The sequence below is a fragment of the Sphingobium agri genome, from assembly GCF_023051225.1.
GTDB lineage: Bacteria > Pseudomonadota > Alphaproteobacteria > Sphingomonadales > Sphingomonadaceae > Sphingobium > Sphingobium agri.
Genome location: NZ_JALKHS010000001.1, coordinates 1 through 15,763, shown reverse-complemented (window position 1 = coordinate 15,763; position 15,763 = coordinate 1). Strand labels below are relative to the sequence as shown.

The 15,763-nt window shown below is 64.9% G+C and carries 15 protein-coding genes and 3 riboswitches; of the genes, 10 read left to right on the top strand and 5 right to left on the bottom strand.

What is annotated here, in order from left to right:
• Positions 1–223: 223 nt before the first annotated feature.
• A riboswitch (cobalamin riboswitch) is annotated at positions 224–449 on the bottom strand.
• Between the two features lie 130 nt (positions 450–579).
• Positions 580–1,437 carry an alpha/beta fold hydrolase gene (locus tag MU848_RS00075; RefSeq protein WP_247229392.1) on the top strand — a complete coding sequence of 286 codons (858 nt, stop codon included), beginning with the start codon at positions 580–582 and terminating at the stop codon, positions 1,435–1,437.
• Between the two features lie 41 nt (positions 1,438–1,478).
• On the opposite strand, the gene bluB is transcribed toward MU848_RS00075, so the two are convergent.
• Genes bluB through MU848_RS00050 form a run of 5 tightly spaced genes read right to left on the bottom strand, consistent with a single transcriptional unit; the run spans position 1,479 to position 8,502 of the window.
• Positions 1,479–2,117, bottom strand: a complete 639-nt coding sequence (bluB, locus tag MU848_RS00070) for a 5,6-dimethylbenzimidazole synthase (RefSeq protein WP_281494236.1) — start codon at positions 2,115–2,117, stop codon at positions 1,479–1,481.
• Between the two features lies 1 nt (position 2,118).
• Positions 2,119–2,724 (bottom strand): cob(I)yrinic acid a,c-diamide adenosyltransferase, encoded by a 606-nt coding sequence (gene cobO, locus MU848_RS00065; protein ID WP_097093389.1) that lies wholly within the window; start codon positions 2,722–2,724, stop codon positions 2,119–2,121.
• Positions 2,721–6,416, bottom strand: coding sequence for a cobaltochelatase subunit CobN (gene cobN, locus MU848_RS00060; protein ID WP_247229391.1), 3,696 nt, complete (start codon positions 6,414–6,416; stop codon positions 2,721–2,723). Before cobN ends, cobO begins: the two co-directional genes overlap by 4 nt.
• Positions 6,416–7,456: a cobalamin biosynthesis protein CobW gene (gene cobW / locus MU848_RS00055; RefSeq protein WP_247229390.1), complete on the bottom strand. Its 1,041-nt coding sequence runs from the start codon at positions 7,454–7,456 to the stop codon at positions 6,416–6,418. Before cobW ends, cobN begins: the two co-directional genes overlap by 1 nt.
• Positions 7,453–8,502, bottom strand: a complete 1,050-nt coding sequence (locus MU848_RS00050; RefSeq protein ID WP_247229389.1) for a HoxN/HupN/NixA family nickel/cobalt transporter — start codon at positions 8,500–8,502, stop codon at positions 7,453–7,455. The genes cobW and MU848_RS00050 overlap by 4 nt, the downstream gene beginning before the upstream one ends.
• A 173-nt stretch (positions 8,503–8,675) precedes the next feature.
• A riboswitch (cobalamin riboswitch) is annotated at positions 8,676–8,920 on the bottom strand.
• An 87-nt stretch (positions 8,921–9,007) separates the two neighbouring features.
• Here MU848_RS00050 and MU848_RS00045 point away from each other — a divergent pair.
• The 9 genes from MU848_RS00045 to MU848_RS00005 form a co-directional block, all read left to right on the top strand.
• Positions 9,008–9,790: a formate dehydrogenase accessory sulfurtransferase FdhD gene (locus tag MU848_RS00045; protein ID WP_247229388.1), complete on the top strand. Its 783-nt coding sequence runs from the start codon at positions 9,008–9,010 to the stop codon at positions 9,788–9,790.
• Between the two features lie 47 nt (positions 9,791–9,837).
• A riboswitch (cobalamin riboswitch) is annotated at positions 9,838–10,027 on the top strand.
• 158 nt (positions 10,028–10,185) lie between these two features.
• Positions 10,186–10,593 (top strand): DUF1636 domain-containing protein, encoded by a 408-nt coding sequence (locus tag MU848_RS00040; protein ID WP_247229424.1) that lies wholly within the window; start codon positions 10,186–10,188, stop codon positions 10,591–10,593.
• Positions 10,590–11,606: a nicotinate-nucleotide--dimethylbenzimidazole phosphoribosyltransferase gene (gene cobT / locus MU848_RS00035; protein ID WP_247229387.1), complete on the top strand. Its 1,017-nt coding sequence runs from the start codon at positions 10,590–10,592 to the stop codon at positions 11,604–11,606. Before MU848_RS00040 ends, cobT begins: the two co-directional genes overlap by 4 nt.
• Positions 11,603–12,169 (top strand): histidine phosphatase family protein, encoded by a 567-nt coding sequence (locus tag MU848_RS00030; protein ID WP_247229386.1) that lies wholly within the window; start codon positions 11,603–11,605, stop codon positions 12,167–12,169. Before cobT ends, MU848_RS00030 begins: the two co-directional genes overlap by 4 nt.
• Positions 12,166–12,876, top strand: a complete 711-nt coding sequence (locus tag MU848_RS00025) for an adenosylcobinamide-GDP ribazoletransferase (RefSeq protein ID WP_247229385.1) — start codon at positions 12,166–12,168, stop codon at positions 12,874–12,876. Before MU848_RS00030 ends, MU848_RS00025 begins: the two co-directional genes overlap by 4 nt.
• The gene (locus tag MU848_RS00020) at positions 12,873–13,850 is read left to right on the top strand and encodes a threonine-phosphate decarboxylase (RefSeq protein ID WP_247229384.1); all 978 of its coding nucleotides are present in this window, start codon (positions 12,873–12,875) and stop codon (positions 13,848–13,850) included. The genes MU848_RS00025 and MU848_RS00020 overlap by 4 nt, the downstream gene beginning before the upstream one ends.
• Positions 13,813–14,772: an adenosylcobinamide-phosphate synthase CbiB gene (cbiB, locus tag MU848_RS00015; RefSeq protein ID WP_247229383.1), complete on the top strand. Its 960-nt coding sequence runs from the start codon at positions 13,813–13,815 to the stop codon at positions 14,770–14,772. Before MU848_RS00020 ends, cbiB begins: the two co-directional genes overlap by 38 nt.
• Positions 14,772–15,293 (top strand): bifunctional adenosylcobinamide kinase/adenosylcobinamide-phosphate guanylyltransferase, encoded by a 522-nt coding sequence (gene cobU / locus MU848_RS00010; protein WP_247229382.1) that lies wholly within the window; start codon positions 14,772–14,774, stop codon positions 15,291–15,293. Before cbiB ends, cobU begins: the two co-directional genes overlap by 1 nt.
• A 282-nt stretch (positions 15,294–15,575) precedes the next feature.
• On the top strand, positions 15,576–15,763 hold a 188-nt coding region (locus MU848_RS00005; RefSeq protein WP_247229381.1), incomplete at its 3' end, for a proton-translocating transhydrogenase family protein.

Sequence of the window (15,763 nt, the reverse complement as noted above, 5' to 3'; positions counted from 1 at the left end):
CATGCCGTCGGGCACCAGCCGCGTACACCGTGGCGCGTGCCGGTGCTGGCGGTATCCCGCCGCATCTGCTCCTGCATTGCTTCAGCCCTCCAGCACTTGCGCCACGACCAGCGGACGGCGCGCGCAGGAAGGCGGCCAAGCCGCTCGCCTGCACGGCCGCAGCCGCACCAAATTCGTCGCTCAAACGGAGAACCGAGCCGTGACCATCCCCTGGATCATGGCAAGAGCGACCTTTGCTCCGGCAGGTCTCCTGGCTTGCGGGTCACAGCTTGGCATGGGGCCTTCCCGGATCGCTCCAGTGGCTGGCCGTCCCATTGTCAGAACTGGCCGGTCCATGCTTCGCTCGCCGCTCACAGTTGCAGGGACAGCCACGGATTTGGGAGAGAGCCTCCCGCACCGCATTCCCATTTAAGCCCCTATACCGGGGCACCGGCGCGATCGATGAACCGGGCGAACCGGCTCGACGCGCTTCATAATGGCGATGCGAGCGAAAGGGAAGTAGTCAACGCCCGCTTCCTTGCGTCCATCGCGCATCGCCGCTACGCCCTCGCCAAATAGTGCAAAAATGGAGAGGAAAAGATGGGCGATTTCAGCTTCGAAGGCACCAGCCGCTTCCTGGAAACGGATAAGGGGCGGCTTCATTATCATGAAGCGGGATCAGGCCCTGCGCTGCTGCTGCTCCATGGGTCCGGCCCCGGCGTCACCGGCTGGGCCAATTTCCGAGGCAATCTGCCCTTCTTCTCCCAGCATTTCCGCACCATCATCCTGGACGCACCGGGATATGGGAAGAGCGATCCCGTGGATGGCGACCCGGTAGGAGTAGCCCGCGATGCAGTCGTCGCGCTGATGGACGGCCTTGGCATCGACCGCGCCCATATTGTTGGCAACAGCTATGGGGGGATTGTCGGCGGACATCTGGCGGCCTCTCATCCCGACCGCGTGCTGCGCTACATCACGATCGGCGGCATCGGTTTCAACATCACCTCGACCTTCCCCAATGAAGGGCTGACCCGCCTGGTGGATTTCATCGAAGATCCGACGCGGGAGAACATCGTCGCCTGGCTCGAATCCATGGTGTACGACAAATCGATCATCACCGATGAATTGATCGACATGCGCTACAAGGCGGCGCTGGAACCGGTGACGATGGAAAGCAGCCGCAAGATGTACACGCGCGCCGCCCTCGGCTTCATCGCGCAGTCGATGAGCGGGCCGGGCGTGTCGCAGCGTATCGACTATCTTGGCAAAATCCAGGCGCCGACGCTCATCATGTGGGGCCGCGATGACAAGGTCAGTCCGCTCGACGGCGCGCTGCTGCCCATGCGCATCATCCCCAATGCCGAACTGCACGTCTTTCCGCGCTGCGGCCATTGGACGATGATCGAGCACAAGGACCGGTTCGAAACGCTGGCGCTGGATTTCCTCCGGGGTGAATAGCTGATCTCGGTCCGAACGGGGGGGCGTATGCGGATGCGGAACTAACGCCGCACCACCACGGAATGCCAGTCGGTCCGCTGCTCCCAACCCCGCCGTTCCAGTTCCGGCACATCCTCTTCACTGACAGGCCGGCCAAGGCAGAGCAGCCCCAGGCACTCCCAGCTTGCGGGAATATCGAGCATCGCGTTCACGCCTTCGGGCTCCATGATCGACACCCAACCCATGCCGATGCGCCGCGTCTGCGCCGCCAGCCATAGCGTATGCACCGCCATGACGCAGCTGTAGCGGCGCGCTTCGGGCATCGTGACGGCGCCCAGATGATGGCCCGTCTCCGTCCCATCGTCGCAATAGACGGCGAACAGGACCGGCGCCTCGCGCAAGCCATGCAGCTTCAGGCTGCGATAGAGCTTGTCCTGATCGCCATCATATTCCTTGCCGGCTTCCTTGACCTGCCGGTCGACATGACAGGCCAGCCGCTCGCGTAGCTCCACGGTTTCCACACGCACGAAACGCCACGGCTGCGACAAGCCCACTGATGGCGCGCGATGCGCCATGCTGAGCAGCCATTCGACGTCCGTCTCATCGATCGGGTCCGTCCTGAAATGGCGAATGTCCCTTCGCGCCCTTACCAGCGCCTCGAACTGCGCGCTGTCGATCGGGGTGATGGCGGGACCGCTCATGTCAGAATTCGATCCCCGCCTGTGCCTTCACGCCGCTGCGGAAGGGGTGCTTGATCAGCGTCATTTCGGTGACGAGGTCCGCCGCTTCGATCAGGGGCTCGGGCGCGTTGCGGCCGGTGATGAGGACATGCTTCATCTCGTCCCTGTTCGTCACGGCTTCCAGCACCTCTTCGACCGGCAGATAATCGTAGCGCAGGACGATATTCAGTTCGTCCGCCAGCACCATATCATAGGCCGGATCGGCAATCATCCGCTTGACCTCATCCCATGCTTCGCGGGCAAGGGCGATGTCGCGGGTCTTGTCCTGCGTGTTCCAGGTGAAGCCTTCGCCCATCGGCTTGAATGTGACATTATCGGGAAACGCATCGAACACCGCTTTTTCTCCGGTGGTCATCGCACCCTTTACGAACTGGACGACGCCGACCCGCTTGCCATGGCCGATGGCGCGGATGACCATGCCGAGCGCGGCGGTCGTCTTGCCCTTGCCCTTGCCGGTATGGACGATCAGCAAGCCCTTTTCCTGCGTCTTGGTCGCCATGATCTTGTCATGGGCGGCCTGCTTCTTCTTCATCTTTTCGGCATGCTGTTCCGGCGTGCGTTCGATCATGGGCGATCTTCCTTCAGTTGGGCAAGGATCATGGCGGCGCTGTTCGAACGTGGGCGCCACAGCCCCCGGTCCAGCGCTTCGTGGAGGCGTGCCGCGGTTTCGCGCAGCGCGGCGGGGTTGGCTTCGGCCATGAAGGCGCGCACGGCTTCGTCCTCGATGAAGGCGGCGTGGACGGCGTCGAAATGATGGTCTTTGACGCCATGCGTCGTCGCGGCGAAGGCGAAGAGATAATCGACGGAGGCAGCAATTTCGAACGCGCCCTTGTAGCCATGGCGCATCATGCCCGCGATCCATTTGGGATTGGTGACGCGCGCCCGCACCACCCGGCCGATCTCGTCCTCCAGCGTCCGGATGACCGGCCGTTCGGGCCTGCTATGGTCATTATGATAGCTGAGTGGCTGGCGGCCCGACAGATGCTCGACCGCCGCTGCGATCCCGCCTTCGAACTGATAATAATCATCGCTGTCGAGCAGGTCATGCTCGCGATTATCCTGATTCTGGATGAGAGCATCAGCCTCGCCCAGCCGCCGGGCGAACAGGTCGCGTTCCGCATCGCCCTCGACGCCGCCGCCATAGGCGTGGCTTCCCCAATCGAGATAGATGTTCGCCAGGTCCGAACGATCATGCCACAGCCGCTCGTCGATCATCGCCTGCAATCCCGCGCCATAGGCGCCCGGTTTCGATCCGAAGACACGCGTTCCCGCACGGCGCAGCGCTGCCTTTTCAGCCGCGCCCTCAGCCATCAGGGCCGTTGCTTCCGCCCGGTGACGCGCGGCGGCGGGATTGTCCTCTTCCGGCTCGTCCAGTCCCATGACGGCGCGGGCGGCGCTGTCGACCAGGTCGATCTGTTCGGGAAAGGCGTCGCGGAAGAATCCGGACACGCGCAACGTCACGTCCACGCGGGGCCGGTTGAGTTCGGCGATCGTCATCACCTCAAACCCGACCACCCGTCCCGATCCCCAGTCCCACCGCGGCCGCACCCCCATCAGCGCGAGCGCCTGCGCGATGTCGTCACCGCCGGTACGCATGTTCGCCGTGCCCCACGCGGACAGGGCGATGGAGCGCGGATATTCGCCTTCGCGCTGGAGATAGTCCTGCACGACTAGCTCTGCCGATTTCTGGCCCAGGTTCCACGCCGCGACGGTCGGCACCGCGCGCGTATCGACCGAATAGAAATTCCGTCCGGTCGGCAATACATCGGGCCGTCCCCGTGTCGGTGCCCCGGAGGGACCGGGCGCCACGAACCTTCCGTCGAGCGCCTGAAGCAGTGCCGTCCTCTCCGCCTCTCCGCAAGCGTCGACGCGGGGCGCGAGGTCATTGCGGATCGTCTCCAGAACCTGCGCACTTGCAGGCCCGGGACCGGCTTCTCCCGTATCGAGTAGCTGCATGGCATAGAGCTCGAGTCGCTCGACCGTATCGCCGGTGCTGCGCCAGACGTCAGGTGTCGTATCCGCCAGAATCTGCGGTCTCGGCCCCGTCCACGGCATGCCCATGCCGCAGTCGATCGGATCGAACCCAAGCGCCAGATCATCCGCCAGCGCCCGCAGCAGCGATTGCTGCCCTCCGTCCAATCCCCTGGGGCAGCGAGCCAAGGCGATCAGCAAATCGCGGCGCAATGCCCGCTCGGGCGATAGGGTGAAGACATGCAGACCATCGCGGATCTGCATTTCTTTCAACTCACACAGATAATTGTCGATCGCCGCCAGCGCATCATCACCGCTGCCCTGAGCCCCTGCATCCTTGTCCAGCCCCTGCGCCGCAGCCAGCGCCAATATGTCCCGCCGCAGCGTCTCCAGCCGGCGCGGGTCCATACCAGCCGCCAGATAATATTCGTCGACCAGCGCCTCCAACTCCTTGAGCGGCCCATAGGTCTCTGCCCGTGTCAGTGGCGGCGTCAGATGGTCGATGATGCACGCGCCGATCCGGCGCTTCGCCTGCGTGCCTTCGCCCGGATCATTGACGATGAAGGGATAGATTTGCGGGATCGGTCCGGCGCAGATTTCGGGGAAGCAGTTTTCCGAAAGCGCAATCGCCTTGCCGGGCAGCCATTCCAGATTGCCATGCTTGCCCACATGCACCACCGCGTGGGCGCCAAATTCTTGAGCCAGCCAGATGTGGAAGGCGAGATAGGCATGCGGCGGCGGCAGCGCTGGATCATGATAGCTGCTCTTGGGATCGACATCATAGCCGCGTGAGGGTTGCACCGTGACCGCGACATGGCCGAAGCGATGCACCCGCAGGCGAAACGCGCCATCCTCGCAGAATGGATCATCCTCCGGCTCTCCCCATCGGTCCGTCACCAGCTGGCGAACGCTTCCAGGCAGGCCTGCGAACGCAGCACGATAATCCGCGAGGGGCAGCGCGCACGTTGTTTCGCTACCCGTCATCAGCTGCATCAGCGCCGCGCCCTCGGCGGGCGCACCGCTAATGGCATAGCCAGCCTCTCCCAGCGCCCGCAGGATCGCCGCTGCGCTTTCGGGGGTGTCGAGTCCGACGCCATTGCCGATCCGGCCGTCCCGGTTTGGGTAATTGGCGAGCACCAGCGCCACGCGCCGCTCACCCGAAGGAGTACGCCGCAACCTCGCCCAATTTCCAGCAAGTTGCGCGACGAAGCTCACTCTGTCCGCCAGCACCTGCGGCACGATTATGCTGCATTCGGTGCGCGCGTCGAACCGCGCCGCCGCCTTGAAAGCGACCGCCCGCGTAAAGATCCGCCCGTCCACCTCGGGCAAGGCGATATGCATCGCCAGATCGCGCGGCCCCAGGCCCCGCGCGCTGTCCTGCCATGTCGCCTGTTCGGCGCTGGCGAACATGGTCTGGAGGACAGGGCAGTCCGCCTGCTCCAATATCGACGGCGTGCGCGGCTCGCCCGGCGCGGATGCAGCAAAGGCGGTCGCGTTCAGGATGACATCAGGACCCACCGACGATATCACCCCTTCCAAGAAATCCCGCGCAAAGGGTTCGCGCAGCGCGCGCACATGCACTGCCAGCACATTCAGCCCCGCTGCCTGCAGTCCGGCGATCATCGCGTCCACCGCCTCCAGCGTCCCGGCGATCAGCAGCGCACGGTAGAATAGGAACAGCACTACAGGCTGCCCATCCGTCCAGCCCGCCTTCACCTGATCCAGCACGGGACGCTCGACACCCGGCAAATACAGCCCCGCGTCGGCGACCGGCACCGGCGGGTCGGCATAGCCCGCATCCAGTCCCGCGATCCCCGCAGCCGTCTTCAGAAAGGCGATCGCATTGGCGATGCCTCCCTGTCGCAAATAATCCCGCAGCAGATCGCATGTTTCGGGCGGCAGGGTGGAGGCGAGGCGCAGTTCCGGATCATCCTCCCGCCCATCGGCGATCGCGGCGAACGCTATGCCCTTTTCGCGCGCGACATTGGCAATTTCCTCAATGCCATAGGGCCAGTAGCTCTTGCCCCCCAGCAACACGACGCAGATAAAATTCGCGTGGGAAATCACCTTTTCGACATAGAGATCGACCGAATAGGGATGCTTCAATTGCAGAAGGTTGGCGAGCCGGATGGAAGGCGCGCCATCGCCCAGCATCGCCGCCGCGCTCGCAAAGCAGGCAAGGTCGCTGTCCGCCACGGTCAGCAGTACGATGTCGCCCGGCGACTGGCCAAGATCGATGGCTTCATCCCCGTTCGAAACGGTGCCCGGCGTGGCGGTCAGCAAATGCATCAGGCGTCTGCCAGCTGTCCTGACAGCGCATCTTCGATGGCGGCGCGATCCAATCCGGCCTGACCGATCACCACCAGCTGCGACGTGCGCACCTCGTCTGCCTGCCACTGCCGGTCGAAATGATGCTGGATGCGGGGTCCCACCGCCTGAATGACCAGCCGTGCGGGGCGCCCGGCGATGGCGATAAAGCCCTTCACGCGCAGAATGTCATGGTCGGTGATGAGCTTCTCCAAAGCCGCCAGCAGCGGCGCGGGATTGCCGATTTCCTCCAGTTGCAGGACGAAGCTGTCGAAATCCTCATGATCATGATCCTCCTCATCATCATGATGGGACGGGCGCGCATCAATCTGGTCCTCGACGCCCGCACCAAGGCCGAGCAGGACGGCGGGGTCGATCTCGCCGCGCGCGGTGCGCAGGAGGCGGACGCCCGGCCGCACTTCCCCGCCCAGCTGCTGCTCCAGTTCCGCCAGCTTTTCAGGCGCGACAAGGTCGGTCTTGTTCAGCAGCACCAGGTCGGCGCAGGCCAGCTGGTCTTCGAACAGCTCCTCGATGGGGCTGTCATGGTCCAGCGTCGGGTCGGCCGCCCGCGCCGCAGCGAGCGCGGCTTCATCATGGGCAAAGCGCCCGGCTGCCAGCGCATCCGCATCGATGAGCGCAATGACGCCGTCCACGGTCGCCCGCGTCCGGATATCGGGCCACTGAAACGCTTTCACCAGTGGCTTGGGCAGTGCGAGCCCTGAGGTTTCGATGATGATGTGATCGGGCGGCACGTCCCGGTCCAGCAGCCGCTGCATGGTGGGCAGGAAATCGTCCGCCACGGTGCAACAGATGCAGCCATTGGCAAGCTCGATGATATCCTCGTCCGGACAGGCTTCGTCGCCGCAGCCCTTCACCAGCGAACCGTCTACGCCGACATCGCCAAATTCGTTGATGATGAGGGCGAGCCGACGCCCGCCCGCATTTTCGATCAGGTGGCGGATCAGCGTCGTCTTTCCGGCACCCAGAAAGCCCGTGATGACCGTGGCGGAAACCTTGCTCATAATGTCTGTCCTTTGTTGGGGATGAGCACGTCGATCTCGTCGAAGCGCTTCCAGCGGTAGATGATCCAGCTCACCAGCCAGCAGGCGGCGAACAGGCCGATGATGAAAAAGCCGAGGCTGTTGAAATGCTCGCCCAGACGGGCGGTGATCGACCAGATGCCGCCGGTCAGGCCCAGCTTGTCGCCCAGCAGCGCCGCCGCTTCGATCCCGCCGATGACGATGGCGACCAGCGCCGACACCAGCGTGATGGTGATGTTATAGTAAAGCTTGCGGATCGGCTTCACGAATGCCCAATGATAAGCGCCCATCATCAGCGCGCCGTCCGCCGTGTCGATGAGCGCCATGCCCGCCGCGAACAGCAAGGGGAAGATCAGTACCGTTGCGATCGAAAGACCGCTCGCCGCCTGACCCGCCGACAGGCCGAGGATGGCCACCTCCGTCGCCGTGTCGAACCCCAGACCAAAGAGAAATCCGAGCGGCGCCATGTGCCAGCTACGCGTGACGAGGCGGAACAGCGGCCGGAACAGGCGCGACAACATGCCCCGATTGCCCAGCAGAATGTCCATGTCCTCATCGACATAGCTTCCACCGTTGCGAACATGATTGAACGTCTTCAGAACAGACCGCAGGATGATGAGGTTCATCGCCGCGATAGCGAAGAGGAAGCTTGCTGAGATGATCGTGGCGATCGTGCCGCCGATCTCCCCCGCCGCCTCGACGCGGCTGAGGGCACTGGCGGCAAAGGCGATGAGGACCGCCGCGATCAGCACGATCGCGCTATGCCCGATGGCGAACCACAGGCCCACGGTCAGCGGCTGCTGCCCGTCCTGCATCAGTTTGCGCGTCACATTGTCGATCGCGGCGATATGGTCGGCGTCCACCGCATGTCGCAGGCCCAGGCTCCAGGCGAGCAGGGCGGTGCCCAGCATCATCGTATCGCCCGAGAAGATCATCAGGGCGCATATCCAAAGGCCGATATTGGCGGCGATCAGCAGCGCGAACATCCATGTCGCGCGGCGGCGCAGCGCCGGAACTTGCATAACCATCGGACGGCTTGGCTCCCGTCTGCGTCAGCGAGACTGGACGGGACCTCCGCTATGCGGCCAGCACGACGCGCCGGACGGACGCATCTTAGCGCCCGGCACGCATGCCGGTGCGGTCCCGCCGCACGCGTCGCTCAGACGGAATACCGTGCCCCGGCCATCCCCTGGGCCAAAGCAAGAGCGACCAGACGCCGGCAGGTCTCCTGGCTTGCGGGTCATCGCTCGACACATGGCCTTCCCAGGCCTCGCATGATTTAGCGTCCGGCCCAGTGGCTGACCCTCCGGCGGTAACGGAAAGTCGCTATGCGTCTCGCTCACCGCTTACAGTTGCAGGGACAGCCGCGGATTTGGGCGCCTGACCGGCAGCCCGCACCGCATTCCCTTTGAAGCCCGTTCGGGCACCGGCGCGATCGGGGCTGTGCATAGATGGCTTGACCGGCAAAGGAAAGCGGCAGTTGCATGGTTGCGTGATATTGCAGGGCGCATCCCGCCCGCCTAGACCGGCGCTATGCCGTCTCCTTTCTCCTTCACCCGCATTAGCCCAGAGGGCGACGCATCGCCCGTGGAGCGCGATCTGGCGGAAGAGATGCCAGTCGCGATAGAGTTCAACGGCGTCGGCTATGCGGTGCTGATGGCGACGCCAGGGGACGTGGCCGAACTGGTTCAGGGCTTCGCGCTTGCCGAGCGGCTGGTCCTGCCATCGGACGCGCCGCTCGACGTTGACGTCCATGTAACGGAGCAGGGCCTCGTCGCCCGCGCTACGCTTCCGCCGGAGCGGGTGGAGGGACTGCTCGGCCGCGTCCGTCACCGCGTCTCCGATTCCTCCTGCGGCTTATGCGGCGTCGAAAATCTGGAGCAGGCGCTGCGGCCCCTGCCCGCCGTGACAGCCCGCTCGGCCGCAGGCCGGGCGGCTATCTTCCGGGCGTTGGGCGATCTTGCCGCGCATCAACCGCTCAATCGGCAAACCGGTGCTGTCCATGCCGCTGCTCTGGCGGGGGCAGATGGCGCAATCCGCCTCGCCTATGAGGATGTGGGCCGCCACAACGCGTTCGACAAGCTGATCGGGGCGATGCGGCGGCGGCAATTGTCATGGGATGGCGGCTTTGCGCTACTGTCCTCGCGTTGTTCCTATGAGCTGGTGGAGAAGGCCGCGCTCGCCGACTGCCCGCTGCTTGTCACCATATCCGCCCCCACCCGCCTCGCTGCCGAACGCGCCGCCAGCGCCGGGTTGCCGATCATCGTGCTGGCCCGGGCAGACGCCGTGCTGGCGGCGGGCAGGCCGCCCGGCTGACGAGGCGCCGCTTCATCTACCGCTTGCGGGCTTGGTCCTGCCTCATTATCAGCAGCGCCGCGACAGGTTCCCCGCTTGGGGATCAAAAGGGAAGTCGGGTGCAATGCCCGCGCTGCCCCTGCAACTGTAAGCGGTGAGTGGACCGGCCACGCAGCCATTGGGGGAGTATCTCCCGAGAAGGCGGCCGATGCGCATCGACCCGTGAGCCAGGAGACCTGCCTGCCGCAGTCGTTCTTCGACCGGACAGGGTGTACCGGACGAACGGGGTTCCCCGCGCGGACGACAGCCATCGCCTTGCCCGCCACTGGCCGGGCAGGGCCGTTGCGGTTCGATTTTGCAGGGAGGGCCATGATGCCCGTCTTTCATGTTCAGATGATTATAAAAGCGTGCCGCTGATGCTGCGTGCCGTCGAAAACAGCGCGTCGGTGGTCGTCTGTTCGGCCTGCCGCCTGTCCGCAGACCAACGGGAAGACAGCGAAGGGCGCCGCGGCGGTGCGCTGCTGGTCGATGCCATGCGTGGCCTTCAGGCGCAGGAGCCTGCCTATGAAGCGATCGCCGTGCAGGACATGCCCTGCCTCTTCGCCTGCCAGCGGCATTGCACCGTCCATGTGCGCGGCCCTGGCAAGGTCGGTTATGTGCTGGGCGACTTCACCCCGGACGCGGATGCCGCGCGCGCCATCCTCGACTATGCCCTGCGCCATGCCGCCAGCGAAGAGGGCGTCGTGCGCTACGCCGAATGGCCGCAGGGGGTTAAGGGGCACTTCATCGTCCGGACGCCGCCCGAGGGCTTTGTCTGCACATGATCCGCTTTGAAGACCGCGACGGTTTTCAGGCCGCGCTCGCAACACTTCCTGGGAACGACGCGACGGCGATCGACGCTGCGGCGGCGCGGCAGGCTTCTTTGACGAAGCCCGCCGGATCACTAGGCCGCCTGGAGGAAATTGCCCTCTTCATGGCGGGCTGGCAGAGCCGCGAGTATCCGCGCGCCGACCGTATCCGCGCCGCCATCTTCGCTGGCAATCACGGCGTTTCCGCACGGGGCGTCAGCGCCTTTCCAGCGTCCGTCACTGCGCAGATGGTCGCTAACTTCCAATCTGGCGGCGCGGCGATCAATGCGCTTGCGGGCGCTTGCGGAGCCGATCTGGTGATCGTCCCGCTTTCCCTTGAACAGCCCACCGCCGACATATGCGAGGCCCCGGCCATGACGGAGGCCGAGTGCCTCGAATCCCTGAACGCAGGCGCTGCCGTGGTCCCTGAAGATTGCGACCTGCTCTTCGCCGGAGAGATGGGCATCGCCAACACCACCCCCGCCGCCGCGCTGTGCCTTCACGCCTTCGGCGGCGAGGCGCAGGACTGGACGGGGAGGGGAACGGGCATCGACGAAGTAGCCCTCGCCCGCAAGACGGAGGCCGTCCGCGTCGCGCTTGCCCTGCATGCATCCCATTGCACCGACGCCTTCGAAACGCTCCGCCGCCTCGGCGGTCGGGAGATCGCCGCCATGGCAGGTGCGATCCTAGCCGCGCGGATGATGCGCGTGCCGGTGCTGCTCGACGGCTTTATCTGCGGCGCCGCGATCGCTCCCCTCGCGCGCGACAATCCCGCCATCACTCAACATTGCCTGGCTGCCCACTGCTCAGCCGAAGCAGGCCATGCCCGGCTGCTCGAAAAGCTCGGCCTCAACCCGCTGCTGCACCTCGGCATGCGCTTGGGCGAGGGAAGCGGCGCGGCCGTCGCGGCACAGCTCATCCGCTCGGCCCTCGCGGCGCATGCGCATATGGCGACCTTCGCGCAAGCCGCCGTCGCGGGCGCGCTATGAGCCCGTTGACGCTCCACCTGATGCGGCATGGAGCACCACAAACGCCCGGACTTCTGCTCGGTCACACGGACATGCCGCCTGATCCAGCCGCCATGCAGCTGTGCATTGATCGGTCACGCGCGCTCGCATTCGACTGCCTGACCAGCTCCGGCCTGGCACGCGCCAGCGCGCCCGCCGCGCTGATCGCGACCGACCGCCAAGCCGCTCATCGGATCGACCCGCGCTGGCGCGAACTGAACTTCGGCGAATGGGAGGGCATGGACCCCGCCACGCTTCCAGCCGGCGACACTGCCCGCTTCTGGTCGTCTCCCGACGACTATCCTCCGCCAGGCGGCGAAAGCTGGTCCGACCTCTGCCACCGTGTTAGCGCGGCACTGCTAGACGTAGGGGAGCCCACCCTCATCCTTACGCACGCAGGAGCGATCCGTGCTGCGCTGACGGCGCTTTGCGGCCTGAATTATCAGCAGGCCTGGGCGATCGATCTCCCCTATTCGGCGGTGCTCACGCTGCGCTTCTGGCCCGGAGACAATCCCGGCGCGCAGATCACAGGTCTCGTGACATGACCCGCCTCATCCTTGCCCTGCAACTCATGACCCGCCTGCCGCTCCCGAACGTAGGCGCGGACGAAAACGACTTCGTCGCCGCTATCCGCTGGTTCCCCGCAACAGGCATCATCGTCGGCCTGACGATCGCCGCCGCCATGACAATGGGCTTGCAGAGCGATCCCTGGATCGCCGCCTTGCTCAGCCTCATTGCCTGGGTCGCCATGACGGGAGCGCTCCATCTCGATGGCCTGGGCGACATAGCCGACGGGGCCGGAGCAGCGCATCATGACCGGGAAAAGCTGTCCGCCGTCCTTGCTGATCCGCACATCGGCAGCTTCGGCGTCGTCTCGATCGCCCTGCAATTGCTCACAAAGCTCGTCCTGCTCCGCCTGTGCGCGGAGCATGTCCCGCCGCTAGCCCTTGTCGCCGTGCCCTTCGCAGCCCGGATTGGCCCGCTCGCCTGGACCCTGTGGCTCCCGCCGCTTCACCAGGGTCTCGCCAGCCGCTTCCGCGACGGTATCGGCGCGTCGCATCTGTTGGGCTGGACAGTATTGGCCGCAGCCCTCTGCCTGATGATCCCCCCGCTCTTGTCCGCCGCCCTCTTCATCCCATTATGGGCATGGTGGTTGCGCAGTCGCATCGGCGGCATTTCGGGAGACGGCCATGGCGCGGGCATAGAGCTTGTTGAAAGCGGCTTGCTCTTCGCGCTGGTGCTGGCGCGATGAGCGGCATCTTCCACTGGCATGGCGGGCGCCTCGCCGCTGCGCGTCAGCATTACAAGGAGGCGCGCCTTCCCTGGATCGATCTCTCTACCGGCATAAACCCGCTCGCCTGGCCCGGCGCGACTGCGATAAAGACCGATTGGCGATCGCTCCCAGATCCCGCAGCACTCGCCGATCTCGAACAGGCCGCCGCCGCCCATTTCGGCGTTACCACCGGCCATATCTGCGCTTTGCCCGGCAGCGAGACCGGCCTGCGCCTGCTCGGCCATCTGCTCGACGCCCCCGCCTGCCACATCCAACCGTCCTACCGCACCCATGCGCAGGCTTTCCCGAATATGCATGCCTTGCAGCAGCCGGAAGCTGCACCGCCGGGCACCGCGCTCCTCCTCGCCAATCCCAACAATCCTGATGGCCGCCTCTACACGCGGGCGCAGATGCGGCAGCTTCTGTGCCGTCAGGAAAAGCGGCGCGGCTGGCTGATCGTCGATGAAGCCTTCGCCGACTGCATGCCTGCCGCCAGCATCGCCAGCGACGTTGCCGATGGCCGAAGCCTGATCATCCTCCGATCCTTCGGCAAATTCTTCGGCTTGGCGGGGGTGAGATTAGGTTTCCTCCTCGCGCCATCCGCCATTGTCGCTGCCTGCCGCCGCCTGCTGGGAGATTGGCCGCTATCCGCGGCGGCGATTGATTTCGGCCGGGCTGCCTATCGCGACCGGCGCTGGATCGACGAGACGGTCGCGAGCTTGACCACTCGCGCGGCCCGCCTTGACGCGCTGCTCATCCGCCACGGCTTCAGCCCGCGCGGCGATTGCCCGTTATTCCGCCTGATCGATACGCCAGACGCTGCTTCGTTGTTCGATCGCCTTGCGCGGCAAGCGATCCTCACGCGTCCGTTCGAAGATTATCCCCACTGGCTGCGCTTTGGCCTTCCTGCCGGCGATGTCGATCTGGCCCGGCTGGACGAAGCCCTTGGTTGAGTTGGCCGCGCTCTTCCTCGACGCAGTTCTCGGCTGGCCAGCCAGGCTGCACGCGCGCGTCGGACATCCGGTCGGCGCCTTCGCCCGGATCATCACCGCCTGCGAACGCCGCCTCAACCACCCCGGCTTCAGCACCCCGCGCCGCCGGACAGGTGGCATCCTCACGCTGCTGATCCTTTTGGCGATCACCATCGCGGTCGCCTGGGGTGCCGATCGCCTTCTTCGCCACCTGCTCGGCTCCTGGGCCTGGGTGGGTCTCGCGCTTGCGGCCTGGCCTGCTCTCGCACAGCGCAGCCTGTTCGATCATGTCTTGCCCGTCGTGCAGGCGCTGGAGGCTGGCAATCTCTTCGCCGCCCGCCGCGCCGTCGGCCACATCGTCGGCCGCGACACCGCCGCGCTGGATGAAGCAGGCGTTGCGCGCGCCGCTATAGAAAGCCTCGCGGAAAGCTTCTGCGACGGCGTCGTCGCGCCGCTTTTCTGGCTGCTCGTCGGCGGCCTTCCCGGCATATGGGCTTATAAGGCCGTCAACACCGCCGACAGTTTGATCGGGCACCGGGAAGAACCGTTCGCAGCATTTGGCTGGGCCGCCGCCCGCTTTGATGACCTTTTGAACCTCATCCCTGCGCGCTTGTCGGGCTTCCTCATCTGCTTGGGCGGCCTGGGCGGCTGGCGTATTTTGTGGCGCGATCATAGCCGCCATGCCTCCCCCAATGCGGGTTGGCCGGAGGCGGCGATGGCGGGCGCGCTCCATATCCGGCTCGCCGGGCCGATCGCCTATGAGGGGCAGTTTCATGCCAAGCCATGGATTGGGGGGGAGGGTGCGGAAGCCACCCCCGCCGCCGCGCGCGCGGCGCTTTCGCTGTATATCCGGGCTTGCGCCTTGCTCTGGCTCATGACTGCGGCAACCGGAGGATTTCGCTGATGGACGCTTGGCAGAAAATGCTCGTGCTCGGTGGCGCCCGCTCAGGCAAGAGCCGCCATGCCGAAGCGCAGTGCGAGGGCTTGCCCGGCACCATCACCTATATCGCCACGGCGCAGGCCTTCGATGCCGAGATGCGCGACAGAATCGCCGCGCATCGCGTCCGGCGGAGCAAGCGATGGCAGACGATAGAGGCGCCGATCGATCTGCCCGCCGCCATCGCGCAGGCGCAACAATCTGGCCCCATCCTTGTCGACTGCCTTACTCTCTGGCTGTCAAACCTCTTGCTCGCGGGTGAAGATATTGACCGTTGGAGCAAGGATCTGGTCACCGCTGTTGGTGGTTGCACCGTGCCTATGGTGCTTGTCAGCAATGAAGTCGGGCTGTCGATCGTTCCTGAAAATACCCTTGCTCGCCGCTTCAGAGATGAGGCAGGCCTTCTCAATCAACATGTCGCGGCTGTCTGCGACAGGGTTCATTTCGTCGCTGCCGGTCTGCCCGTGACACTCAAGCAAACCGGATGAAGACGCGTCGGCGCATCTGCTCATATTGAAAATCGCGCGAGCCATCCGGGCAGCTTGCCGTAGAGGCTGAATAAATTCATTGCGCGAATCGATGGCGTGATAAATGGGTGCGGCGGCTTGCCTGCGATCGACTGGATCAATATGGGACGCCCAATAATGGTTGGAGGGGTTTTATGGGAGCCAGCGATCATGGCAGGGGCGCTATGTCCCGGACCGGGGGGGAATCGGAAGACCGCCAAGGTGTCTTGATCGGATCGCGGCTTCTGGACAGGGGATAAGTCAGTGAACGCATTGAATGCAGATTATCTGTTCGTCTTCATTTTGGCGGCTTTTCTTGGTTTTCAGCTGATCAAGAAGGTGTCGCCGCTGCTGCACTCGCCGTTGATGTCGCTGACCAATGCGATTGCGGCGGTGGTGATTGTGGGGGCGATCACGATCACGGGTGAGGAAGGGGCGACGCCTCTTGCCAA

Excerpts from the sequence above, each read along its gene's own strand:
- cobO (WP_097093389.1), bottom strand. The coding sequence starts at position 2,724 with ATGATCGAACGCACGCCGGAACAGCATGCCGAAAAGATGAAGAAGAAG.
- MU848_RS00050 (WP_247229389.1), bottom strand. The coding sequence starts at position 8,502 with ATGGTTATGCAAGTTCCGGCGCTGCGCCGCCGCGCGACATGGATGTTC.
- cobU (WP_247229382.1), top strand. The coding sequence starts at position 14,772 with ATGGACGCTTGGCAGAAAATGCTCGTGCTCGGTGGCGCCCGCTCAGGC.
- MU848_RS00040 (WP_247229424.1), top strand. The coding sequence starts at position 10,186 with ATGCTGCGTGCCGTCGAAAACAGCGCGTCGGTGGTCGTCTGTTCGGCC.
- cbiB (WP_247229383.1), top strand. The coding sequence starts at position 13,813 with ATGTCGATCTGGCCCGGCTGGACGAAGCCCTTGGTTGAGTTGGCCGCG.
- MU848_RS00025 (WP_247229385.1), top strand. The coding sequence starts at position 12,166 with ATGACCCGCCTCATCCTTGCCCTGCAACTCATGACCCGCCTGCCGCTC.
- MU848_RS00075 (WP_247229392.1), top strand. The coding sequence starts at position 580 with ATGGGCGATTTCAGCTTCGAAGGCACCAGCCGCTTCCTGGAAACGGAT.
- cobN (WP_247229391.1), bottom strand. The coding sequence starts at position 6,416 with ATGCATTTGCTGACCGCCACGCCGGGCACCGTTTCGAACGGGGATGAA.
- cobT (WP_247229387.1), top strand. The coding sequence starts at position 10,590 with ATGATCCGCTTTGAAGACCGCGACGGTTTTCAGGCCGCGCTCGCAACA.
- MU848_RS00020 (WP_247229384.1), top strand. The coding sequence starts at position 12,873 with ATGAGCGGCATCTTCCACTGGCATGGCGGGCGCCTCGCCGCTGCGCGT.
- cobW (WP_247229390.1), bottom strand. The coding sequence starts at position 7,456 with ATGAGCAAGGTTTCCGCCACGGTCATCACGGGCTTTCTGGGTGCCGGA.
- MU848_RS00030 (WP_247229386.1), top strand. The coding sequence starts at position 11,603 with ATGAGCCCGTTGACGCTCCACCTGATGCGGCATGGAGCACCACAAACG.
- MU848_RS00045 (WP_247229388.1), top strand. The coding sequence starts at position 9,008 with ATGCCGTCTCCTTTCTCCTTCACCCGCATTAGCCCAGAGGGCGACGCA.
- bluB (WP_281494236.1), bottom strand. The coding sequence starts at position 2,117 with ATGAGCGGTCCCGCCATCACCCCGATCGACAGCGCGCAGTTCGAGGCG.